Origin of the sequence: Roseateles sp. (genome assembly GCF_052436255.1) — a bacterium.
Taxonomy (GTDB): domain Bacteria; phylum Pseudomonadota; class Gammaproteobacteria; order Burkholderiales; family Burkholderiaceae_C; genus Pelomonas.
In genome coordinates this window covers 1-23,201 of the sequence record NZ_JBQVNP010000083.1, presented here as the reverse complement: position 1 = coordinate 23,201, position 23,201 = coordinate 1, and the positions used below count along the sequence as shown (strand labels likewise).

Below are 23,201 nucleotides of genomic sequence, written 5' to 3'. Positions count from 1 at the left end.
CGGCGTCGGCGCCGAAGCCGGCGGCGCGCTCGGTGCAGCCCGCCTGGCCTGGCTGGCCTGCGGCGGCGGCGTCGACGCGGTCTGCCGCACACCCGAGATCGCCCGCGTGGCCGAGCCCGACGCCCAGCTCGCCGCCGAACTGCAACCCCGCCACGCCCGCTTCCAGCGCCTGTACGGCGCGCTGCGCAGCGAGTTCATCTGAACCCCCAACTCCGCGCGATGCCGCTGGCGCGGCAGGCCACGCCATGCCCATGAACAGCCTCGAACAGCTCCGCCGCCACACCACCGTCGTCGCCGACACCGGCGACTTCGACCAGCTCGCGCGCTTCAACCCGCAGGACGCGACCACCAACCCGTCGCTCGTGTTGAAGGCCGTGCAGCAGCCGCGCTACCGGCCGCTGCTGGAGCAGGCCGTCGCGGCCCACCCCGGCGCGGCCGCATCGACCGTGGCCGAGCACCTGCTCGTGGCCTTTGGCGTGGAGATCCTCCAGCTCGTGCCCGGCCGCGTGTCGACCGAGATCGACCCGCGCCTGTCGCACGACAGCGCCGCCTCGGTCGCCACCGCCCAGCGCCTCATCGCGCTGTATGCGGCCGCCGGCGTGCCGCGGGCGCGCGTGTTGATCAAGCTGGCGTCCACCTGGCAGGGCATCCAGGCCGCCCGGCAGTTGGAGGCGCAGGCCATCCACACCAACCTGACGCTGTTGTTCTGCCTGACCCAGGCGCGCGCATGTGCCGACGCCGGCGTGCAGCTGATCTCGCCTTTTGTCGGCCGCATCTACGACTGGTTCAAGAAGACCGCCGGCGGCAGCTGGGACGAAGCTGCGATGGCCGGGCCCAATGATCCCGGTGTGCGCTCGGTGAATGAAATCTACCGCCACTACAAGCGCCACGGCATCCGCACCGAGGTGATGGCAGCGAGCTTCCGCAACAGCGGCCAGATCGTGGCCCTGGCCGGCTGCGACCTGATGACCATCAGCCCGGCCCTGCTGGCCGAGCTGGCCCAGACGACCACGCCGGTCCCCTGCCGGCTCGCGCCGCCTGCCGGCGAGGTGACCCCGCCGCCGCCGCCCTTGACCCAGGCGGCGTTCGAGACCGCGCTGGCCGCAGACGTGATGGCAAGCGCCAAGCTGGCCGAAGGCATCGCGCAGTTCATCGCCGACACGCAAGCGCTCGAACACCTGATTCGCGCTCGACAGGGTTGAGCAGCGCCCCACGTTGGCGCTGGCCTCACCGGGCATCCCCGACGGGAGCGCCGGCGGGTGGCATCACACTTGCTTTGTTGCGCCATTGCGGCGTGAACCAAACGCCCCGCCGGACACAAGGAGAAATCATGCCGCAGGAGGACATCCGCGTCGTTCTGGTCGACGACGACCTGGATGCATGCGAAGCCCTGAGCGAACTGCTCAAGGACGACGGCTACAGCGTGCGTTTCGCCACCACGGCGGAAGACGCCATGATCGCCGTCGACGAATACAAGCCGGTCTGCGCGCTGCTGGACCTGGGCCTGCCTGACCTCGACGGTGTCGAGCTGTCCAAGCGCCTGCGCACGCGCTATGGCCCTGACCTGGTGCTGATCGCCGTGACCGGCCGCACCGGCTCCCATGCCCATGACGAAGCCATGCGGGCAGGCATCGACCATGTGCTTTCCAAGCCGCTGTCGGTCGAACGCCTGCGGCGTTTCTTCCCGCCTCGCGGATGATTTGACGGCAAAACTTGCCGATCAGCCACGTCCAACCTCTCCAGGACGCCACCTGGACGGGCGTTTCAGCACCTGCTGTCTCGCCCGGTGCGCCGCGAGGTAGCGCATGAGCCGCCCCGCCACCGACGTTGTCAAGCTGCTGATCGTCGACGACCTGCCCGAGAACCTGCTGGCGCTGCAGGCCCTGTTGCGCGACGACCAGCTGGAGGTGCACGCCGCCACGTCGGGCGAGCAGGCGTTGTCGCTGCTGCTGGAGCACGAGTTCGCGCTGGCGCTGCTGGATGTGCAGAGGTCCGGCATGGCCGGCCTCGAGCTGGCCGAGCTGATCCGCGGCAGCTCGCGCACCATGCACCTGCCCATCGTCTTCGTCAGCGCGGCGGACCGTGAGCACGGCTGCACCTTCCGGGGCTGCGAGCACGGCGCGGTGGACTTCCTCTTCAAGCCGCTGGACGCCTATGCGGTGAAGAGCAAGGTGCGCGTCTTCACCGAGCTCCACCGCAAGAGCCGCGAGCTGCGCCGCCACGTCGCCGAACTCGAAGCCGCGCGCGCCGCCCACGAGCAGTTGCTGACGACCCTGCGCAAGACCGAAGACGAGCTGCAGCGCGCGCTGACGGTGCGCGACGAGTTCATGTCCATGGTCTCGCACGAGCTGCGCACGCCGCTGAGCGTCATGACGCTGGACGTCGCGATGCGCAGCGGCAAGCTGGGCAAAGGCGACTTCGCCTATTTCAGCCCCGAGCGCCTGCACTCCATGGTGGGGCGCGACGGGCGGCAGCTGCGCAGCATGACGCGCCTGATCGACGACATGCTGGACGTCTCGCGCATCCAGCACGGCAAGCTGTCCATCCGCCGGCGCCGCACCGACCTGGGCGAACTCGCGCGGCACACCGTGGCCGACTTCGCTGTCCACTACCGAGACGTGCCATTGCACGTCCAGGCCGCCGCCGGCATCGTCGGCGACTGGGACGACGGCCGCATCGAGCAGGTCCTCGTCAACCTGCTGAGCAATGGGCTGCGCTACGGCCAGGGCAAGCCCGTGCTGGTGGAGGTGGGCATGGCGGCCGACGGCATGGCGCTGCTGGCCGTGACGGACCAAGGCCTCGGCATCGAGCCGCAGGACCAGCAGCGCATCTTCGAGCAGTTCGAGCGCCTGGAGGCCGCGCGAAGCTCGCCCGGCATGGGGCTGGGCCTGTTCATCAGCCGCGACATCGTGCGGGCCCACGGCGGCAGCCTGCAGGTCCACAGCAGGCCGGGCGAGGGTTCACGCTTCGAGGTGCGGCTGCCCATGACCACCGAGGGCTGAGCAGCCGCTCCGCAGCGCCTGCAGGCGGGCTCAATGCGCGGCCGCCCGGGCGGCTGCATTGCGCTTGCGCGTCTCGGCGCCTTTCTTGGCCGATGCCGAGCGCTCGGCCGCCGTGCGGCTGGCGGCCGCCTTGCCGCCCAGGCGCCCACCTTTGCGTGACGGCGCGTGGTTCTCGGCCTTGCCGCGGCCCGAGCCCGACTTCTTGCCGCCGCCGGTCTCCTTGTTCACGGTGGCCCAGGCGCGGGCTTCGGCCTCCTTCTCAGGCACGCCGCGCTCTTCATAGCCGGCTTCGATGTGCGCCGCCTGGCGCTTTTGCTTGTCGGTGTACGACGACTTGTCACCGCGGGGCATGGCAGTCTCCGGGAGTTGCAACGCTTCCACCTTGCAACTGGCGCGCAAGCCCCGCTGTAGGACGTTGCCGGACTTACGTTCAGTCAAGAGGCAGGGGCGCCGCGTGGCCGGCCGCGTGGTCGTGCCCCGGCCAGCAAGCCGCAGCCGCTGCGCCGCCCTCGGCCTGGTGACCGATGAGGCGAAGCAGCGCCACCGCCGGGTTGGCCGGCGGCGCGAAGCGCGGATCGAGGGCCTTGTCGATGGTGTCTGCCAGGCTCTGCAGATGGGCGCGCCGCGTGCGGTCGCCACGGGCCGCGCCAGCGCCGAGCACGCCCTTGAGCTCGCGCAGCTCCGCCCTCACGCCGGCCTCGCCATCGTCCTGGCCCAGCGGGTTGAAGCCGCCGAGACGGGCGACCAGCGTGTCGGCATAGTGCCGCTGCAGGTTGCGGCGCGCTGCCGGGATGGCCGCGCTGTTGCCCAGTTCGGTGAACACGCTGCGGCGCAGCTCGGCCAGCAGCTCTTCCAGCCGGTAGGCCCGCGCGCCGAGCTGGGCCTCCTGCGCCATCAGGCGCTGGGTGCGCGACGGGGCCAGCAGCTGGCGCAGCAGGCTGCGCTGGCTCATGCTCGGCGGCAGCGACGACTCCGAGGCACCCTGGCGCTGCACGATGGCCGCGTCCAGCATCCAGGGCGGCGTGTCCAGCCCCTGTTCGGCCAGGAACTTCACGGCCCGCACCTGGCGCTCGCGCGCTACCGGCACGGCGATGGCACCCGGCTGGTCGTTGTGCTTGTTCTGCACGTCGTAGCCGCCCACGATGGCCACGACATGCGCCATCTCGCGCGACCACTGCTGCCAGGCCGCGCGGTACAGGCGCTCCAGCAGCTGGTCGTCCTTGCCGTCCTGGGGCACGACGCCGGGCAGCATCTTCATCACGCGCTGCAGGTTGCGCAGGCCCAGGCCGGTGGCCGTCACCGCGTCGGCATCGCCCACGGCCTCGGCGTTCTCGCCGAAGTCGCCGCCCTCGGCCTTGGGCGCGCTGAAGCGCAGCCAGGGCGTGGCCTCCTGCTCGCGTGCCCACAGGTTGAGCTGGCGGCGCTCCTCCTCGGCCGTGCCGGCGCTGGGGATGGGGATGGGCGTGTAGCCCCAGCGGGTGGCGAAGACGTCGTAGGGCCCGATGCGGGGGATCAGCAGCGCCGGGTCGATGCCGTCCTCGGGCTGCACGACATAGTTGAAGCGGCTGTAGTCCATCAGCGACGGCGTGTGGCCCATGGTCTTGAGCCACTGTGGGTCGCGCAGCTTCTGCACCGGGTACAGCGAGCTGGACTTCATGTTGTGCGGGAAGCCGAGCGAGTGCCCCACCTCGTGCGTGACGACGAAGGCGACCAGGTCGCCCATCAGGTCGTCCGGCAGCGGCAGCTTGCGCGCGCGCGGGTCCAGCGGCCCGACCTGGGTCACGTACCAGTCCTGCTGCAGCTGCACGATGTTGTGGAACATCACGACGTTGGCGTTCAGGATCTCGCCGCTGCGCGGATCGGCCAGGTGGGGGCCGTAGGCATTGGCGATGGGCGAAGGCACCCAGCGGATGACGCTGTAGCGCACGTCCTCGGGGTCGAACTCGGGGTCCTCCTCGGGCGTGGGATAGGGCCGGGCCTGCACGGCGTTCCTGAAGCCGGCCGCCTCGAAGGCGGTGTTCCACGCCTCGACGCCCTTCTTCACATAGGGCACCAGCGCGGTGGGCGTGGCCTTGTCGATGTACCAGACGATGGGCTTGACCGGCTCGCTGATCGCCGCAGCGGGGTCTTTCTTCTCCAGCCGCCAGCGGGTGATGAGGCGCTCGCGGCGGGCCTCCTGCAGGCCGTCGCCGAAGTCCATGCGGCTGATGCTGAAGAAGCCCACGCGATCGTCGTGCAGGCGCGGCTTCATGGGCTGCTCGGGCAGCTGCACGATGTTGTAGGCCAGGTTGATCGACACGCTGCGCGAGGGCTGCATCGGCGGCACGACCGTGACACCCGGCACCGTGGGCGTGGGCGTGGGCAAGGGCGCGATGTTGTAGGTCTGCACGGCATCCACCCGCACGCTGCCCGGGAAGACCTTGGTCTTCTCGACATAGCTGCGGCTGCCGTCCACCGAGCCACGCACCAGGGCCCTGGCGCTGAAGTCGCCCACCTCCGACGCGAACAGCCGCGAGACCTCGATCACCGGCGCGCCGCCCTTGCCGTAGGCCTCCACGGGGAACACCGCCAGGATGGCATCCCGCTGGGACTGGCGGACGGCATCCGCCAGCACGTTGCCGGGGGCGGTCACGGCACTGTGGGACACCAGTTGCAGCAGCACGCGGTTCTGGTGCAGCACGAAACGCAGCACATTCTGGTTGAGTGCGCGCCCGACATGCTCCTGGCCCGCCGGCACGGCGGTGGCGTTGGCCACCATCAGCAGCGGCTGCTCCAGCAGCGTCTTGGGGATCTCGAAATAGAGCTTGTTCTTGAGGCTGTGGACCGCGAACAGCCCCTGCTGCGTCTTGGCCTCGGCGGTGATGACCTTGTCGAAGGGCTTGGGCTCGGCGGGGTCCGGCAGGGTGAAGGGCGGCCGGGCGGTGCCCGTGGGGACGGACGCGGGCGCCGCAGGCGGCCCAGGCGGCCCAGGCGGCGTTTGCGCGAATGCCTGGCCGGCAGCCAGCACGAGGGTCAGCAGCGCGAGCCGTGCACGGCCGCAGGCGTTTTTCTTCATCACATCCCCTGAGTTGCGCGCACCCTGATGCGCGGTCGGGATGTTAGGGATGCCTGCAGCCCGCAACAGCTCACGGGCGTGAGATTTATTACCGCAGCTTCACCAGGCCTTGAAGCGCCCGGTGATGTGCAGCAGGTTCATGAACTGCAGCAGGCCGTCGTAGTAGCGCCATTGGCCGGTGGGCGGCTCCAGCGCCCAGAAGGCGTTGACGAAGGGCGCCGCCTGCGCCTCGTCGACCAGCAGCGCGGCCACGGCATTGCAGGAGATCAAACCCTTGGAGGGCTCATCGTTGAGCGGCTTGCCGTCGAGCGTGTAGAGATGGGTGTAGGGCTGCTTCTGCGCAGCGAAGAAGTTCAGCAGCTTGTGGCTCAGGCCGATGGCCGCTGGGTTCTTGCCCCACCAGGCCTGGTCGACGCTCCAGTTCACCGCCGTGCGGAAGGCGTCGTAGCGAAAGTCCTCATGCCCTTCCAGCACCTTGGGGCGGCCGTCGAAATGCGCGTAATCCGGGGTCAGGCCGGTCCTGGGGTGGGCGGCTTTCTGAAAGTAGGCGCGGCTGATGCCGGCAATCTCGCGCCAGCGCTTGCGGTCCTCGGGCTTGGCGGCCCGGCGGGCCCAGATCTCGTAGAAGGCCGGCAGGTGGTAGGACGGATCGCTGAAGTCGGCCGCGTCGCCCACCGGCACGAACACCACCTGGCCATGCTGGGGCGAGAACATCGAGCGCGCGCCGTCCTTGATGCCGCCGTTCATCGTCTCCTTGTGCAGCATGGCGGTCAGGATTTCCTGCGCCTGGGCGTTGTAGTCGTAGATGCCGCGACCGTTGCCCCAGCGCGTGGCGGCCATCAGCAGCGCGGTGGCCATGTACTCCTCGCCGTCGGACGCGGGCACGGCGTTCTTGCCGAAAACTGCGCAGCCCTTGGGCTGGCATTGCCAGCGGAAGTAGCTCTGGCGCGGGCCGGCGCGGTAGCGCATATGCGTCCAGGTCCAGTTCCACAGCGCGTCGAACTCGGCCTTGCGGCCCATCTGCACGGCAATCATCATCCCGTAGGACATGCCTTCGCTGCGCACGTCGTTGTTGCCGACGTCCAGCACATAGGACGCCGGGCCGTCGGGCGTGGGCGCGGCGGGAAAGACGATGCGCTCCTCCTGGCCGCCCTCGAACAGCGCGGTCCAGTAGCCGGCCAGCTTCCTGTCGATGTCGGCCTCGGTGACGTCCGGGCGCAGCTCGCGCAGCAGGTTGCGGTAGTGGCCGCTCTCGGCGGCCGGCTTTGCCGCCGCTGCCGCCGCTTTGGGCGCCAGCGCCACGGGCACCAGTTCCAGGCGCTGCAGCACGGCGTTGTCGTCCAGGCGCCAGACGCGGATGGTGTGCCTGCCGGCCGGCAGCGAGACGGCGTCGGTGCGCAGCACGAAATCGTTGTTGATGACGGCACGCGACCAATCCTTTTGCGGCTGCGTGTCGGCGGCCCCTGCGGTGGGTATCAGATTGAGATTGAGCGTCTGCGGCTTGCCATCGTTGAGTGCCACGGCGATGCGGATGCCGCCTGACTTGCGCACGTCGATGGTGGGCGCCATGTGCAGCAGCAACGACCAGTCGCCACGCTGGGGCAGGTCGATGTCGTACTCCACCCGCACGTCGTCGGCCACGCTGGTGGCGGCACGGCCCTGCGGCAGCGCCATGACGGCGCCCTGGTGCTGCCCGAGGTTGCGGATGGCCGTCCACGCCAGGCCCATGGCGCTGTGGGCGCGGGTGAACTGCGTGGCCTCGATGACGCGTCTCTCGTCCGGGCGGGCGGTCAGCTGGCGCTGCACAGTGGCTGCGTCGGCCGAGCCCGCCACGCGCTTGACGGCCGGCATGATGTTCTTCTCGGGCTGCTGCCAGGTCGTGTAGCCGATGTGGACCTGCAGCATCATGCCGGCCCACTTGCCATTGGCCATGGCGTGGTACTGGTCGCTGATGGCCTGGTCGCGCGCGAAGGCGGCCTCGGCCCGGTCGGCGAAGACGTTGGCGCGCGGGTCGTTCTTGGCGGCCAGCGTGCGGTTCCAGGCCACCGCGTAGTAGAGGCGGTAGAGGTTGGCCAGCGCGATGACCGGGTGCTCGACGAGCTGAAAGTAGGCATCCAGCTGGTCGGGCCGCAGCGCGGCCTTGACCTTGACGACGCGTGCCTCCAGCGCATCCCATTCGGCGATGCGGCGGCCGAAGTCGCCGCCGTCCAGCGAGTCGGGCCCGACCACGCCGAGGCGGAAGCTGCTCGCGTCCACCAGCTCCGGCTTGCGCCGCGCCGCGTACTGGCCGTAGCGCGTGACCAGCTCGCCGATCTCGGTGGCGTGCGCCGGGCCGAAGGTCGCTGCCGCCCAGTCTTTCGGGTAGGCCGCCAGCGCCGCCGGCGTCATGCGCTGGGGCGCCCAGGCCATGTCGAGGAAGAAGTGGATGGGGAACTCGACCGGCTTGATGTCGCCGACGTTGACGATCCACAGCGCGTCGGCGCCATGCTCGCGCGCCAGATCCATCTGCTGCCAGGTCTTCTCGATCTGGTTGGTGTTGAGCCACTTGTAGTTGCGCGGCCCGCCGACGTAGTCGAAGTGGTAGTAGACGCCGTAGCCGCCGGGGCGCTTCACGCCGGGCGAATTTTGAGGATCAGGCAGGCGACGGATCTGCCCCCAGTTGTCGTCGGCGAACAGCAGCAGCACGTCGTCGGGCACCTTCAGCCCGGCGTCGTAGTAGTCCTGCACCTCCTTGTAGAGCGCCCACATCTGCGGCGTCTTCTCGGCGGGCTGCTGCGTCACGTCGGCAATGATCTGGCGCTGGTCCTTGACGATGGTCTCAAGCAGCGTCGTCGCGGTCTCCTCGCTCATCGGCTCGTCGCCGTCGCCGCGCATGCCCACGGTCACCAGCGTGTCGAAGGCCTTGCCGTCGGGCCGACCCATCATGCGCTGGATGCCGCCGCGCCAGAACTCGCGCAGCTGCGGCGCGTTCTTCACGTAGTCCCAATGGCCGCCCTTGAAGCGCTGCCACTCGTCATGCGCCCGTGTCATCGGCTCGTGGTGGGATGTGCCCATCACGATGCCCATCTCGTCGGCCAGCACCATGTTCTTCGGGTCGTCCGCATTGAAGGCGCGCGGCGGCCACATGGCTGGCCACAGGTAGTTGCCTTTCAGGCGCAGCAGCAGCTCGAAGACATGGGCGTACATCTTCGAATTGGCGCCGCCGAACTTCTTCTCGGCCCAGGTGCTCAGCGCGGGCGCCTCGTCGTTGATGAAGATGCCGCGGTACTTGACCTGGGGCTGGTCGCGGCGAGCGCCAGCGGTCAGGAAGACGTCGCGCTGCCTGGCCACCGGCACATCGGCCCACCACGCCCAGGGGCTGACACCCATGCGGGCCGACAGGTCGTAGGTGCCAAAGACCGCGCCGCGCCGGTCGGAGCCCGCGATAACGAGGGCGCGGGCAACGCCCGGCCAGGGCCGGTCCACCACGACCTGGGCATAGGCCTCCCACTGGCCCTTGAGCTCGTCGAGCTTGAGCTTGCGCCGGGCCACCAGGTCGTCGATGACGACGCTCTGCCCCACCACGCCGATGACGACGAGCCCGGCCCCGGCGTCGCGAATGCGGTTCAGCAGCGCGGCCGGCCGACCGGACACGCGCTCCAGGTCGGCGGCGAAATTGCGACTGGCGTGCTTGAGGGCCGCGTCAGCGCCGGCGTCGACGAACACCGCCGCCGGCTGGCTCGCGCGCACCAATGCCAACGCGCGCCCGGGGTCACGGGCGCAGACCGACACGGGCGCGTCGCATGCGGCGGCGGGGGCGCTGAACAGCAGCAGGGACAGCAAGGCCGGCAGCACAGCAGGCAACCTGAAGGCCGCACTTCTGAAAATCATCGGGTTGTCTCCGGACCGGCGCTTGGACGCCCTGAACAGCTGAAATGGTTACGCAATCAGGAAGGTTTGTCCTGAGTACGCAAGCTCCTGTTTTGCTTTATGGTAGCGTAACCTTTTTAGCTGTCTGCAGGGGTTGCCCCGCACCCCGCAGGCCGATGTCATGATCCGCAACCCCGTGCTGCCCGGCTTCAATCCGGACCCTTCGTTCTGCCGTGTCGGCGACGATTTCTACCTCGCGACCTCGACCTTCGAGTGGTATCCGGGGGTGCAGATCCACCACTCGCGCGACCTCGTCAACTGGACGCTGGTGTGCCGCCCGCTGAGCCGCAAGAGCCAGCTCGACCTGCGCGGCAACCCCGACTCCTGCGGCGTCTGGGCGCCCTGTCTGTCCCATGCCGACGGTCGGTTCTGGCTGGTCTACACCGACGTCAAGCGCTTCGAGGGCAACTTCAAGGATGCGCACAACTACATCGTGACCGCGCCATCCATCGACGGGCCGTGGAGCGATCCGGTCTACGTGAACTCGTCCGGCTTCGACCCCTCGCTGTTCCACGACGACGACGGCCGCAAATGGTTCGTGAACATGCTGTGGAACCACCGCACCGGCTCCATCGGCGGCCAACCGAAGGCGCCGGCCTTCGATGGCATCCTGCTGCAGGAATGGGACGCGGAGCGGGGCCAGCTTGTCGGGCCGGTGACCAACATCTACCGCGGCACCTCGCTGGGCCTGGTCGAAGGCCCGCACCTGTTCAAGCGCAGGGGCTGGTACTACCTGATGACGGCCGAGGGCGGCACCGGCTATGGCCATGCGGTGACGCTGGCGCGCTCGCGTGCGCTGCTTGGGCCGTATGAGACGCACCCGCAGCAGCATGTCGTCAGCAGCAAGGACGCGCCCGACGCGCCGCTGCAGCGCGCCGGCCACGGTCAGGTCGTGCAGCTGGACGACGGCAGCGTCTACCTGGCCCACCTTTGCGGCCGGCCGCTGCCCGGCACGCGGCGTTCGCCGCGCGGGCGTGAGACGGCCATCCAGCGCTGCACCTGGGGCCAGGACGACTGGCTCTATCTCGAACACGGCGGCATGGTGCCGGCCGTGGACGTGCCGGCACCCTTCACCGGCATCGAGCCCACCGCGCGCCAGGCCGTGCGGCGCAGCTTTGTCGACTGCCCCTCGCTGCCGCCCGAGTTCCAGTGGCTGCGCACGCCCGAGCCCGAGCGCCTGTTCACGCTGACCGGGGGCGCCCTGCGCCTGACCGGCCGCGAGTCGGTCGGCAGCTGGTTCGAGCAAAGCCTGGTGGCGCGCCGGCAGGAGGACGCGAGCTTGCGCGCCGAGACGACGCTCTCGGCCTTCCAGCCCACCAGCTACCAGCAGGCGGCCGGGCTCGCGCACTACTACAACCGCCACAAGTTCCACGCCCTCGTCGTCACCTGGCAGGACGGGCCGGGCCGCGTGCTGAGCATCCTGTCCTGCCCCGGGGACTGGCCCGACAACCGGCTGCAGTTCCCGCTCGGCGATCCTGTCGCGCTGCCGGCCGACGGCCCGGTGCAACTCGCGGCCGATGTGGACGGCGTCAAACTACAGTTCTTCGCCGACTGGGGCCAGGGCTGGCAGCCGGTCGGGCCAGTGCTGGATGCCAGCGTCATCTCCGACGAGGGCGGTCGCGGCGAGCATGGCTCCTTCACGGGTGCCTTCATCGGCATGTTGGCCTTCGACACCAGCGGCGCGGCGCGTACGGCCGACTCCTCCCATTTCGACTACACACCACGATGAACCCGCAGGTCTTCACGCTGGGCGCGGCCGAGGGGCTGCAGATCCAGGTCAGCGACTTCGGCGCCCGTTGGCTTTCCTGCCTGGTGCCCATGCCCGACGGCAGCCGACGCGAGGTGATGCTCGGCCATGCGACGCCGGCCGACCATCGGCTTGAACCGGGTTTTTTCGGTGCCATCGTCGGGCGCTTTGCCAACCGCATTGGCGGCGCCGCCTTCACGCTGGACGGGCACGAGCACCGGCTCGTGGCCAACGAGGGCGCCAACCAGCTGCACGGCGGGCCCGACGGCTTCGACCGCCGCCACTGGACCGCCGTCGATCACGGCCCGCTGCATCTGCGCCTGGCCCTGCATTCACCGGCCGGCGACCAGGGCTACCCGGGCGATGTGGATGCCGAGGTCGAGTACCGAGTCGACCCGGCCCGCGCCACGGTCACGCTGCATTTCGGCGCTCGCAGCTCGGCGCCCTGCCCCGTCAGCCTGACCAGCCACCCCTACTTCAATCTCGATGGCGGCACCGGGCCCGTCGTCGGTCATCGCCTGCAGGTGGCCGCCGGCCGCATGCTGCCCGTGCGGCCCGACATGATCCCGACCGGTGAGGTGCTGCCCGTGGACGGCACGCCGTTCGACCTGCGCCAGCCCCGCCGCATCGGCGCCGGCCTGGGCCAGGGCGAGCAGCAGCGCCTGGGCAGCGGCTACGACCACTGCCTGGTCCTGGACGACGCAGCCGCGCGCGGCGAACAGGCGGCGGCCGAGCTGACGTCGACCGACGGGTGCCTGGCCATGCGCCTCTTCACCGACTACCCCGGCCTGCAGGTCTGCAGCGGCAACTACGTGCAGAACTCGCGCGGCCGCGACGGCCAACCCTTTGTCCGCCATGCCGGTATCGCCCTGGAACCGCAGTTCTTCCCGGACGCGCCCAATCAGCCGGCATGGTGCGAGCAGGGCTGCATCGTGCGCCCTGGCCGGCCTCTGCGTCGCATGATGCGGCTGGAGTTCGACGCCGTGAAAGCCCAGGCATGACCAAGCAGCCCGATGACCTGCGCAGCGCGCGCTGGTTCGCCAAAGACGATTTCCGCAGCTTTGGCCACCGCAGCCGCGTGCTGCAGATGGGCTACGCGCCCGAGGACTTCATCGGCAAGCCGGTGATTGCCATCATCAACACCTGGAGCGATGCCAACCAGTGCCACACCCACTTCAAGCAGCGGGTGGAGGACGTCAAGCGCGGCGTGTTGCAGGCCGGCGGCTGGCCGCTGGAGCTGCCCGCCATCAGCTTGAGCGAAAGCATGGTCAAGCCGACGTCCATGCTCTATCGCAACTTCCTGGCGATGGAGACGGAGGAGCTGCTGCGCAGCCACCCGGTGGACGGCGCCGTGCTGATGGGCGGCTGCGACAAGACCACGCCGGGCCTCTTGATGGGCTCGCTCAGCATGGGCCTGCCCTGCATCTACCTGCCGGCCGGGCCGATGCTGCGCGGCAACTGGCGCGGCCAGCTGCTGGGCAGCGGCAGTGACGCCTTCAAGTACTGGGACGAGCGCCGCGCCGGCCGCCTGAGCAACCAGGCCTGGGCCGAGATGGAGGCCGGCATCGCGCGCAGCCACGGCACCTGCATGACCATGGGCACGGCGGCCACGATGATGGGCATCGCCGAAGCCGCCGGCTTCACGCTGCCGGGCGCCAGCAGCATCCCGGCGCCGGATGCGAACCACATCCGCATGTCGGCCGAATGCGGGCGGCGCATCGTGCAGATGGTGCGGGAGGACCTGACCCCGGCGAAGCTGCTCAGCCGAGGCAGCTTCGCCAACGCGATCGCCGTGGCCATGGCCATGGGCTGCAGCACCAACGCCATCATCCATCTGGTGGCCATCAGCCGCCGCGCGGGCCTGCCCGTCACGCTGGACGACTTCGATGCGGCCAGCCGCCACGTCGGCGTCATCGCCAACATCCGGCCGAGCGGCGACGCCTACCTGATGGAAGACTTCTTCTACGCCGGCGGCCTGCCGGCCTTGATGAAGGTCATGGCGACCAAGCTGGACCTTACGGCCCTGACCGTCAACGGCCGCAGCATGGGCGAGAACATCGCCGGCGCCGAGGTCTTCAACGCCGACGTCATCCGCCCGCTCGACAACCCGATCTACGCCGAAGGCGCGCTGGCCGTGCTGCGCGGCAACCTCGCGCCCGACGGCGTCGTCATCAAGCCCAGCGCCGTGGCCAAGCACCTGCTGCAGCACAGCGGCCGCGCCCTCGTCTTCGACGACTACCCGAGCCTGAAGGCCGCCGTCGACGACCCCGACCTCGACGTGACGGGCGACGACATCCTGGTGCTGCGCAACGCCGGCCCCAAGGGCGCCGGCATGCCGGAGTGGGGCATGCTGCCCATCCCGACCAAGCTGCTGAAGCTTGGCGTCACCGACATGCTGCGCCTGTCGGACGCGCGCATGAGCGGCACCAGCTACGGCGGCTGCCTGCTGCACTGCAGCCCCGAAGCCTTCGTCGGCGGGCCGCTGGCGCTGGTGAAGACGGGCGACCTCATCACGGTCGACGTGCCGGGCCGAACCATCCACCTCGAAGTCAGCGACGAAGAACTGGCCGCGCGCCGCGCCGCCTGGACACCGCCGCCCGCTCGCTACGAGCGCGGCTACGGCTGGATGTTCGGCCGCCACATCCTGCAGGCCCACGAGGGCTGCGACTTCGACTTCCTTGAAACCAGCTTTGGCGCCCCGGTGCCGGAGCCGGTCATCTACTAGCCATGAACCCAGACACCCGCCAGAAACTGCTGGGCGTGAGCACCGCCACGCTCTGCACCGCCCTGTTCAAGCGTGGCCTTCGCGGTCAGTTCATCCAGGACGTCAGGCCGCTCAACGCGGGCCTGCCCAACATGGTCGGTCCGGCCTACACGCTGCGCTACATGCCGGCGCGCGAGGACCTGAACGACATCAGCGTGTTCAAGGACCGCAACCACCCGCAACGCAAGGCCGTCGAGGAGATTCCCGCAGGCGCGGTGCTCGTCATCGACAGCCGCAAGGACGCCCGCGCCGCCTCGGCCGGCGGCATCCTCGTCGCCCGGCTGATGGTGCGCGGCGCGGCCGGCGTCGTCACCGACGGCGGCTTTCGCGACAGCCCCGACATCGCCAAATACCCCTTCCCGGCCTACCACTGCCGGCCCAGCGCGCCCACCAACCTGACGCTGCACCAGGCCATCGCCATCAACGAGCCCATCGGCTGCGGCGATGCGCCGGTCTTCCCCGGCGACATCGTCGTCGGCGATGCCGAGGGCGTCATCGTCATCCCGGCTCATATCGCCGACGAGGTCGCCAGCGAGGCCGTCGAGATGACGGTGTTCGAAGACTACGTGCAGGAGAAGGTGCTGGCCGGCCGCAGCGTGCTGGGCCTCTACCCGCCGACCGACGCCGACGTGGCCGCGGACTTTGCGGCCTGGCGCCAGCTCAAGGGCCGCTGACCTTCGCGCAGCGCCTGTCGAGCAGCTCCAGCGGGAAGGCCTCGGCCATCACACGGTAGCCGGCCAGCGACGGATGCAGGCCGTCGTTGTCGACCACGGCGCGCAGATGGGTCGGCCTGGCCGGGTCGCGCATCAGGGCGTCGAAGTCCAGCAGCGCGTCGAAGCGGCCGGGCTCGCGCAGCCAGTCGTTCAGCGCCTGGCGATCGGCCTCGTTCTCGGCCTTGGGCGCGTAGTAGCCGCTGCCGGCATACGGCATGACGGTCGCGCCGATCAGGCAGACGCCTTTCGCACGCGCACGCCCGGCCAGGTCGGCAAAGCCCGCCTTCAGTTCGGCCAGCAGCGCAGCCCGGGACGCCGGCGTCGTCGCACGACCGCGATGACTGACGCCGAGATCGTTGACGCCGATCAGCACGAGGGCATGCGTGGCGCCGCTGCGCGCCAGCACATCGCGATCAAAGCGCGACACCAGGCTGGGGCCCAGGCCTTCGCGCAGCAGCCGCCCGCCGCCGATGCCGGTGTTGATGACGGCGGCGTCGCGCTTGGCTGCGGCCAGGCGAGCCGCCAGCATGTCGGTCCAGCGCTGGTAGCTGCCCGACGGCACGCCGTAGCCATCCGTGATGGAGTCGCCCGTCGCCACCAGCACCGGCAGCGGTTTGGGCGTGTGCACATCGATGGCCGCCAGATGCCACCAGCCCTCCTGCGCCACCGCGTCGGGCCAGCCCAGGGTCCTGGCACGGTTGCCGGGCACGGCCCAGCTGCGAATGCGCGAGCCGGGGTGCACGCTCGCCTGGCTCGGCCCGGCCTCGACATGCAGTTGCAGGGCGACATCGGCCAGGGCCGGCAGAGCCAGCTTGACCGGGTCGCTCCAGACCTCGCCGCCTGCCGGCACGCTCAGATCGCGGCGGCCGCCAAAGCTGAGCGGACGCAGCGAGCCCGCGTCCAACACGGGCTGCGGCTCCAGCGCACTGACCCGCGCCACGCTGGCGCTGCCGATGATCAGTGGCTCATTCCCGAAAAGATTGCTGATGCGCACGCGCAGCACCGAACCGGCGGCACTGACGCGCACGACCTGGCGCAGGCTGACGTCGCGCATCGGCTGCCGCCAGAGCGGCGCCACGGCACCGGCACCGGCCTGAGGCACCGGCTGGGCCAGCAGGGCCGTGCCCCAGGCGGCCGACCAGCCCTCGCCCTGCGAGGGCGGCAGCGGCGCGGCACAGCCCGCCAACGCAGTGACCAGCGCCAGCCACTGGAGGGAGCGCCGAAGGACGTTGGGGCATGCGTTCATGAGGGGCTTCCGGGCTGCGAGGTCCGAAAATGATAGCGCGATCATTTCAGCTTTTGCCCCAGGGATCGGCAGACCCATTTCACCCCCTCGCCCCGACCTGCAAGGTTGCCCGATGAGCGCTGCCGAGCTCAGCGCATCACGATCACCTGAACACGCCGGTTGGTGCCGCGGCCTTCGCGGGTGTTGTTGTCGGCCAGTGGCGCGGATTCGCCGTAGCTGATCGTGGCCATGCGCGCCAGCGGCAGGCCGGCGCGGGCCAGGTGCATGCGCACGGCTTCGGCCCGCTGGAGGCCCAGCTGGTGGTTGCCAGCGTCGCTGCCTGTCGCGTCGGTGTGGCCCTGGATCTCGACGAACACCGGCTGGTTGTCCGCCTTGAGCTTGGCAACGAGTTGATCGAGTTCCTGCATGACCCGCGGCGTGAGCTGGGCGCGGCCCGAGGTGAACTTGATCTTGTCATCGGTCAGCAGCGTGCTCATCAGCAGGCCGGGCGGCTTGGGGCTGTTGGCGGCGGCCTGGGCTCGCGCCGCAGCCTCCTGCTCCAATGCCTGGATGCGCCCCTCGCTGCCCTGCAGGCGGCCCCCCAAGGTTTTGAGGCCGTCGTCATGCGCCTGCACGCGGCTACCGAGGCTGTCGACGCTGGTCTGCACCGGCGCGACGGTCTCCTTGACGAAATCCTTGGTGGCGCAAGCGCTCAGCAACAGGACGCTGGTGGCAACGATCAGGGGCGACAGTCTTGACATTGGTTGGGCTCTCAAGGTTTGGATCGGCGCGACTTTAGGCAGTCCTTCCGAGCAAACGTACCGAGCTGTGAGCAATCCTTGCGCCGTTTACCGGGCCCAATGTTCACGGGCAATAAAGTCTGCGACACGCCTGCTTGGAAGAAAGCCCAGTGGAGCCGGCCCTAAAGTCTGCGACACCCACCCTGTCTGGGTCGGTTCTACCCGCCAAGGCCGCAATAGAGTCTGCGACAAAACGAACCCTTACGTTCTCAGCACAGTCGAATTGCTGCGCAAGTACGAGCGGCCTGGCTGAAGCCTTGCTCAAGATCCTGCTCTTGGTCGCGGGCAGCGACATGCAATGTTTGCACGAGGGCCGAGGGCAATTCCGTCGGTTGCCCAGCCCCCCTCTCTGCTGCAGTTGCCCAGCTTCGACCGATTGGCGGCGATCAGGCTAATCGCGCCCTGAAATCGCTCGCTCGAGCGCAACGCCAGCATCAAGCTACCAACTGTAGGGACAGCGGTACGCGACACTTTTCGCTAGCCTATGCGAGGGCTGACTGGCCGAACGCGCCCTGGAACTTTCCTGTCGAACTTGTTGATGACCTACCTTGCCTTGAAGTTGCACGTGCTCGCAGTCGCCGTCGGTGTGTCAGGCCTTGCCACAGGCGTGAAGGCGCAGCCTGTTGAGAAAAACGGCTTTCCCTGTGTGGCTGAGGTCTGCTTGGGCGATGGCATCGGGGACCTGCGAAAAATCATCACGTGGGAGCGTGCGATGTCACCTTATGGGCCGGGCGGCAAGGGCCAGCCGATCGGTGCCGTCCAGGTTGATGCGTTAACGCTGAAGTCACTGCGCGCGACTTACCCAGGGTTGCCAGATGCCGCCGCACCCTATCTCTGGATGGGAAAGTTCGATGGTCTGGCCCTCTCCGCTTTGGCTGCCGTTAACGTCGCCTGCGATTTCAAAGAGATTGAGGGAGTTTTCACTTCTTCATCGGGGCACCCGACGACGATCAAGATGGCCGTTGCGGCCGAGTCAAACACGAAGCAGCGCTGGGCGGTCACGACCATCCGGCGCCTGTACCCCACTGCGGTAACTCAAGAGCAGAGGGGAGAGCTGTATCAGCAGCTAAAGCAGCGGTATTCCGCTTGGGACCCCCTCGCTCAGCCGCCGACGACCGCGCTGCGGTTCGGTCTCCAAGACATGGGCGTGCCGGGCTTCTTCTTGGTTCGTGGCGACCATCGCGAGCAGGCGAATATGGTGAAGCAGCACTCTGCGTGTGGTGGGGCAGCAAAGATCAACCTCGAGTAGCAACGTCGCATCTCGGTTAGGTAGCCACCACAAAGCCGCCTGGTCGGGTTTGCCCATCATCAATTGCTCGACTTGGCCCCCTTCGGTCGGCGTCTGTCGGCGCCAACATAGGACCGCCAAGCACTGTCAACGGCAGTCGGGGCATTGCCCCCCGGCAGACACACGACAGTTCGAGAGTCGCGTGTCCCAAGCCAGCTGGAAGCTCGATTTGGGGCAAGGAGCGTGCGCTCGGACCTTTTCGCTGGCGAACAACTGCAAGGACCCTGCATGCCGCTAGCTCAGTCGGTGTGGCCAGCGCCCAATGAGCAGGTTCATCTCGTCGTCGTACACGTCAATACAGTTCACCCGCAGTGCAGGAAAGCGTCCCCGCACTTCTGGGAGTCGGATCTCTGACGGAAGCGTGCTCGCCAGCGCTGCGTGCCACGGGTAGATCAGCTGCAATTCATGGCAGCCGAACGCCGCGGCGTAGGCATGCATCTGGTAGAGGTCCGGGCCACTTGGTAGCAGGTGGCCGTGTCTATCTGCGCTGATCATCTTCCACTTGGTGTCTGCGATGGCAATGACCACGCTTCCCTGCCTGAACACCAAGTCCGGACGCAACTGGAAAGCCTCCTTGACGCGCTCGCCGCCTACCAACGCGCCAAGGAAGCGCGAGCCGTCCTGGGTGTCAACTGACAGACCAGCACTCCCGCGCAGCTGATGCCTGGCCTCTGCCGCGACGGCAGATTCAAAAAGCTTGTTCATGTCGAAGAGCAGGGCGGGCGCCTGTTGGACGCCGGCACGCAATGAAGGCGCCAGCATCTCCAGGATCCACCGCGCCCAATCGACTGCAGTGCGGTAGCGCTCGGCCTGGCGATTGAACTGGAGCCGCTCCAGTTCGGCGCTCACCAGCCGCGTGTCGTCGACCACATCCAGCAGCCCCATCAGCTCCACCCAACGCCGGTGAAGGTCGGCGCGCCGGATCCAGGCACGCGTACAGCGGATGGCCTTCTTCAGCGTGCGGTTCCAGACGTTGTCGGCCGTCAACTCGTCGAAGTGGCAGGTCAGGCGATCCGGCCGGTTGGCATGCGCGCCGAACTGCCGACCGAGGTCGATGCGGCCGCGCACCACTTGGAGCTCGGCATCCAGTTCCCGGTACTGACGCAGCAGACCGCCGCGTACCAAGCTGGCCACGCTGTCGAAGAAGGCTGTAATGAAGACCTCGAGCAGGGGCATACGGCGCAGGTGCTGGCCGGTGGCCTGGTGCTTGAAGTGTGCGAAGCGTTCCGTGCGGCTTAGTAGGCGCAGCAGCACGCCGCGGCAGTCTTCTGCCGAGGTCGCGGTGTCATCGACCTTCGGCAGCACCTCCAGCACGCGATCACCCAGTCCGACGACGCCGCAGTACTGCGCAAGCTTGACGTGGTGGGCGCCGCGTTCGCAGAAACCGGGTCGCAGTTCGCCGATCTGCGCGAGGCGCTCGGCTTCAGCCGGTGTGAGGCTCCAGCCAGCACCGTCCGCAGTTATCGGCAACGGCCGGTGCTCCAGCGCGGTGAGCACGCGATCACGAGCCAGCGGCTTGGACGTCGACATAGCCAAGGTCAGGCGTTGCGCTCTTCGTAGATACCGCGGAAGCTGTCGACCGTCCAACTACCAGGTGCTGTGATGAAGTGACGCGCGCGCTCGGCTGGCAGCCCGTCCAGTCGCTGACCCGAGAACAGGCGATTGAAGGTCTGCGGCTCCTGGTGGACGAAAGAGTGCTCACCGGTGGTGGACAGCACGAGACCGACACGGGCAAAGTCGTCGAAGAAGTATTCCTGCAGCAAAGGGATGATCTGCCGCTCGAACGCACGCTGGATGTCGACCAGGGACTTGGCGTGCATGAGGTAGGCGTGGCCGATGCCGTGATTCCGATCTAGCAGGAACTCCAGCCGATCGTTGATACGCCGCAGCATCTTGCCCACATCGATGCCCTCGACGTCAGTCGACAGCACGTTCGGCGAGTAGCTCGGCATGCGCTCCTCGAACTCGAAGCGCCGACGCAAGGCGACGTCCAGCAGCGCGATGGAACGGTCGGCGGTGTTCATCGTGCCGTAGATATCGAGGTTGCGCGGCACGCCAAAGCGACGCTCAGCGGTCTCGCTGTCCGTGCTGCCCGGTAGCTGGACGGCCATCCCCGCCACCAGCCGACCATGGGCGTCGAAAGTCGCGCGCTTGTCCGGTTCGATCAGCGTGATCAACTCGCCGAAGACCTTGGCGATGTTGGCTCGGTTGATCTCATCGATGAACAGCGCATAGCGCTGTCCAGGATTGGCATGGGCCTCGTCGCAGATCTGCTTGAAGACACCGTCCACCAGCCGGAACTGCGTCGTTCCGTCCTCGCTGTTGGCTACTGGCCGGATGCCACGCACGAAATCCTCGTAGCTGAACGAGGGATGGAAGGTCACGACCTTGTACCGCTGCACCGGTTCCGTGGCGGCTTTCGGGCCAGCCTTGAGCAATCGCCAGAGTTCAGCAGCCTCATCGTCCCGGTCTTGCCAGTCTTTCAGCAGATGCCAGCCTCCGGCTTCCTGCTTGTCGAACAGGAAGGGCTCCCGGCGGACGGTGATGTTCACCGTCGTGCTGGACGGCGGCGTGTGCTCCTGCAGGTAGCCCCAGAGCGTCGCGTTGACCCCTGAAAGGGTCCGGCCTCGCTGCTGCGCCTTCGCCTTTACCCACTTGTGGTCACGCACCTCTGGCACGCGCGCGGGGCGGCCGAGATCAGCGAGTGCAGCCGCAATCACGCAGCGCCAGCCATAGCCGGCGAGGGTTTCAGTCAGCCAGGTGGCTTCGTCGACCTGGTTGGGTGCGTCGGTGTACTCGGCAAACCTTTCGCGCAGCCAGTACGTCTTCCCCGTGCCGGGTGGGCCGTAGAGGATCTTGTTCACTGGGCCGGCGATCACGGACGCACTCGCAGATCTCTCCGGCATGTTTTCGCTCACCTTGTGCGTCGTGGGTGCTGATGCGGGTGGGGCCGCTGCTTCCTGCTCCGACTTCCGCCAGCGCGACCTCAGTTCGCCCTCGTAGAAGTCCAGCACCTGACCTGGATGGCGGGCCTCCTCGCCTTGGCGAAGCTTTAACAACTCCTCGTCGAGCTGTCGGTCGCTCCAGCGACGAAGTTCAGCACCCGTTGCCACCTGAAATCCTTCCAGCACCGCCACACGGTCGCGGTTGGAGGTCATGCGCTCTACCCGGTCCGGAAAGGCGAAGTAGCGCAGCATGTGCCGGAACTGCCGGTCGCCGTCGCGTGGCACGGACTCCATCCAGTCCATGAAGCGGTCGTAGTCGGTGAGCACCGCACGGCGTGCGTCTAGCTGCATGGCCTTCAACGAGCGGACCAGCGCGATCAAGTAGGCCAGCTCCCGCCAGCGGTACTGCAGGAAGCCCTGACCACCAGATCCGACGCCTACCAGCACCTCGTTGCGGAGCAAGGGATGGCCCGCATCCAAAGGCGAACCCGACCAGGACCACATGTTCACGATGGCGCGGCGCTTGCCGTCCTGCCCGAGGTTGGATGCAAACAACTGGAGCGCCCACATCATCTCGGCAGCCAGCCATTGCGCTTCAGTACCGGCATCCTCCAGTTGACGCTTGAGTTTCACGAAGAAGTCGTCATCGCCGGAATCCGGCCGGTCAACAAAACAGTGTTGGAGCCGATCAGCGTTCGCGGCCGTCCAGACCGCGCGGCCTTCGACGAACAGCGCCCCGTCTTCGATCAGGCAGCTAGCTATCCATTGCTGGGCGGCATGGAGCAGCGGGGTCAGGTCGTGATCATTGACGTGGCGAGCCATTGGCTTGGACCTCTCTGCTGATCTGGCTGGGCGGGTTGCGTTGGATCTGTCCCGGCGCGGATGGCCGAACAGCCCGTTGGACGGCATCGACGTCGGGAACGTTCTTGAACCTCAGGACGCGGTAGCCGGCGCGCTCGAGCAGCGCGTCGCGCTTGTTGTCCTGCGCTTCGCGGCCACGATGGCTGGAGTCGTCAAGTTCGAGGACGGCAAGGACCTCAAAGGCCTTGGTGGCGATGACAAAGTCGGCGACCTTCCGGTTGAAGGTTGACCTGGTGGCCTGGTCTTTGGCGGTCAGCAGCGACGAGAACGCGACTTGGCAGAGCACCACATCGTCAGGGAAGGCCTGCATCAGTCGGTAGAACATGGGCTGCTCGCGGTCGGTGAGCAGCTTCTTTGGGCGGATGTCCCCCGCAACCCTGGCACGCCCCCCGCGCTTCAGTACGGCAGCCACCGCGCCGGCAACGACGGCCAGCAGCAGCATTCCCAAGATCATTTCTTTTGTCATTGGGCTCCCCCCTCGAGCGCATTCTGGCTCTGCCAAGTGCACGCTGCCTTGCTCTATATCGGTCGGCCCTAATCGGCGGCATCTAGCGTGAGTGAGCCATAGATGGCGTGACGCTCAGGCTGGCCGGACGGGTTCTGATCCCAGCGAAACGCAAAAGTCGAAACTGTGGATTTATCCAGTACGGCTGGCAGTCCCTGCGACAAGGCCTCACAACGCGTCGTTCATTGCAAGCGGACGTGACACATCGTAATATTGTGTGTCGCCCTTCAGCGAGTGTGCGAAGGCGCGCCATGCAGATCAAGCTAATTCCAGCAGTCGGCGCGCGTCAAGATAGTTGTCGCCTGATTCAAGCAGCTTTGAGCTGAGTATGTGGAGCGGTGGCCGCGCTGCTGACCACCTCGTCGCGCTCTGGGTTGAGGGTGACCA

At 67.9% G+C, this 23,201-nt stretch carries 16 protein-coding genes and 1 pseudogene; 9 read left to right on the top strand and 8 right to left on the bottom strand.

Features of this window, described 5'->3' with window-relative positions; all coding sequences use genetic code 11:
* The 4 genes and pseudogenes from ACT6S0_RS17595 to ACT6S0_RS17580 all read left to right on the top strand — a co-directional run.
* A pseudogene (locus ACT6S0_RS17595) lies at positions 1-202 on the top strand (xylulokinase); the annotation flags it as partial.
* Between the two features lie 49 nt (positions 203-251).
* Entirely contained in the window at positions 252-1,202 is a 951-nt protein-coding gene (tal, locus tag ACT6S0_RS17590) for a transaldolase (RefSeq protein WP_444765088.1), read from the top strand.
* Positions 1,203-1,330: 128 nt separating this feature from the next.
* Entirely contained in the window at positions 1,331-1,699 is a 369-nt protein-coding gene (locus ACT6S0_RS17585) for a response regulator (RefSeq protein WP_444765087.1), read from the top strand.
* Between the two features lie 106 nt (positions 1,700-1,805).
* The gene (locus tag ACT6S0_RS17580; RefSeq protein WP_444765086.1) at positions 1,806-3,002 is read left to right on the top strand and encodes a hybrid sensor histidine kinase/response regulator; all 1,197 of its coding nucleotides are present in this window, start codon (positions 1,806-1,808) and stop codon (positions 3,000-3,002) included.
* Between the two features lie 30 nt (positions 3,003-3,032).
* Here ACT6S0_RS17580 and ACT6S0_RS17575 read toward each other — a convergent pair whose 3' ends face one another.
* The 3 genes from ACT6S0_RS17575 to ACT6S0_RS17565 form a co-directional block, all read right to left on the bottom strand.
* Positions 3,033-3,353, bottom strand: a complete 321-nt coding sequence (locus tag ACT6S0_RS17575; protein WP_444765085.1) for a plasmid stabilization protein — start codon at positions 3,351-3,353, stop codon at positions 3,033-3,035.
* Between the two features lie 79 nt (positions 3,354-3,432).
* The gene (locus tag ACT6S0_RS17570; protein WP_444765084.1) at positions 3,433-6,057 is read right to left on the bottom strand and encodes a zinc-dependent metalloprotease; all 2,625 of its coding nucleotides are present in this window, start codon (positions 6,055-6,057) and stop codon (positions 3,433-3,435) included.
* A gap of 99 nt (positions 6,058-6,156) precedes the next feature.
* Positions 6,157-9,927, bottom strand: a complete 3,771-nt coding sequence (locus ACT6S0_RS17565) for a glycosyl hydrolase family 8 (protein ID WP_444765083.1) — start codon at positions 9,925-9,927, stop codon at positions 6,157-6,159.
* Between the two features lie 160 nt (positions 9,928-10,087).
* Between ACT6S0_RS17565 and ACT6S0_RS17560 the strand changes: the two genes are divergently transcribed.
* Genes ACT6S0_RS17560 through ACT6S0_RS17545 form a run of 4 tightly spaced genes read left to right on the top strand, consistent with a single transcriptional unit; the run spans position 10,088 to position 15,151 of the window.
* Positions 10,088-11,695 carry a glycoside hydrolase family 43 protein gene (locus ACT6S0_RS17560; protein WP_444765082.1) on the top strand — a complete coding sequence of 536 codons (1,608 nt, stop codon included), beginning with the start codon at positions 10,088-10,090 and terminating at the stop codon, positions 11,693-11,695.
* Positions 11,692-12,714 (top strand): aldose epimerase family protein, encoded by a 1,023-nt coding sequence (locus tag ACT6S0_RS17555; protein ID WP_444765081.1) that lies wholly within the window; start codon positions 11,692-11,694, stop codon positions 12,712-12,714. The genes ACT6S0_RS17560 and ACT6S0_RS17555 overlap by 4 nt, the downstream gene beginning before the upstream one ends.
* Positions 12,711-14,438 (top strand): L-arabinonate dehydratase, encoded by a 1,728-nt coding sequence (gene araD / locus ACT6S0_RS17550; RefSeq protein ID WP_444765080.1) that lies wholly within the window; start codon positions 12,711-12,713, stop codon positions 14,436-14,438. Before ACT6S0_RS17555 ends, araD begins: the two co-directional genes overlap by 4 nt.
* 2 nt (positions 14,439-14,440) lie before the next feature.
* Complete coding sequence (locus ACT6S0_RS17545) at positions 14,441-15,151, top strand: ribonuclease activity regulator RraA (protein ID WP_444765079.1); 711 nt, start codon at positions 14,441-14,443, stop codon at positions 15,149-15,151.
* Here the strand turns inward: ACT6S0_RS17545 and ACT6S0_RS17540 are convergent.
* Together ACT6S0_RS17540 and ACT6S0_RS17535 are read right to left on the bottom strand one after the other, a co-directional pair.
* On the bottom strand, positions 15,138-16,436 hold the full coding sequence (locus tag ACT6S0_RS17540; protein WP_444765078.1) for a GDSL-type esterase/lipase family protein: 1,299 nt from the start codon (positions 16,434-16,436) through the stop codon (positions 15,138-15,140). The two genes, ACT6S0_RS17545 and ACT6S0_RS17540, sit on opposite strands and share 14 nt — an antisense overlap.
* A gap of 128 nt (positions 16,437-16,564) precedes the next feature.
* The gene (locus ACT6S0_RS17535) at positions 16,565-17,176 is read right to left on the bottom strand and encodes an OmpA family protein (RefSeq protein ID WP_444765077.1); all 612 of its coding nucleotides are present in this window, start codon (positions 17,174-17,176) and stop codon (positions 16,565-16,567) included.
* A 577-nt stretch (positions 17,177-17,753) separates the two neighbouring features.
* Here ACT6S0_RS17535 and ACT6S0_RS17530 point away from each other — a divergent pair.
* Complete coding sequence (locus ACT6S0_RS17530; protein WP_444765076.1) at positions 17,754-18,464, top strand: hypothetical protein; 711 nt, start codon at positions 17,754-17,756, stop codon at positions 18,462-18,464.
* Positions 18,465-18,737: 273 nt separating this feature from the next.
* Here ACT6S0_RS17530 and ACT6S0_RS17525 read toward each other — a convergent pair whose 3' ends face one another.
* Genes ACT6S0_RS17525 through ACT6S0_RS17515 form a run of 3 tightly spaced genes read right to left on the bottom strand, consistent with a single transcriptional unit; the run spans position 18,738 to position 22,751 of the window.
* Positions 18,738-20,033, bottom strand: coding sequence for an McrC family protein (locus ACT6S0_RS17525; RefSeq protein WP_444765075.1), 1,296 nt, complete (start codon positions 20,031-20,033; stop codon positions 18,738-18,740).
* Positions 20,034-20,041: 8 nt separating this feature from the next.
* The gene (locus ACT6S0_RS17520) at positions 20,042-22,270 is read right to left on the bottom strand and encodes an McrB family protein (RefSeq protein ID WP_444765074.1); all 2,229 of its coding nucleotides are present in this window, start codon (positions 22,268-22,270) and stop codon (positions 20,042-20,044) included.
* On the bottom strand, positions 22,251-22,751 hold the full coding sequence (locus ACT6S0_RS17515; RefSeq protein WP_444765073.1) for a DUF2726 domain-containing protein: 501 nt from the start codon (positions 22,749-22,751) through the stop codon (positions 22,251-22,253). Before ACT6S0_RS17515 ends, ACT6S0_RS17520 begins: the two co-directional genes overlap by 20 nt.
* Positions 22,752-23,201: the final 450 nt, after the last annotated feature.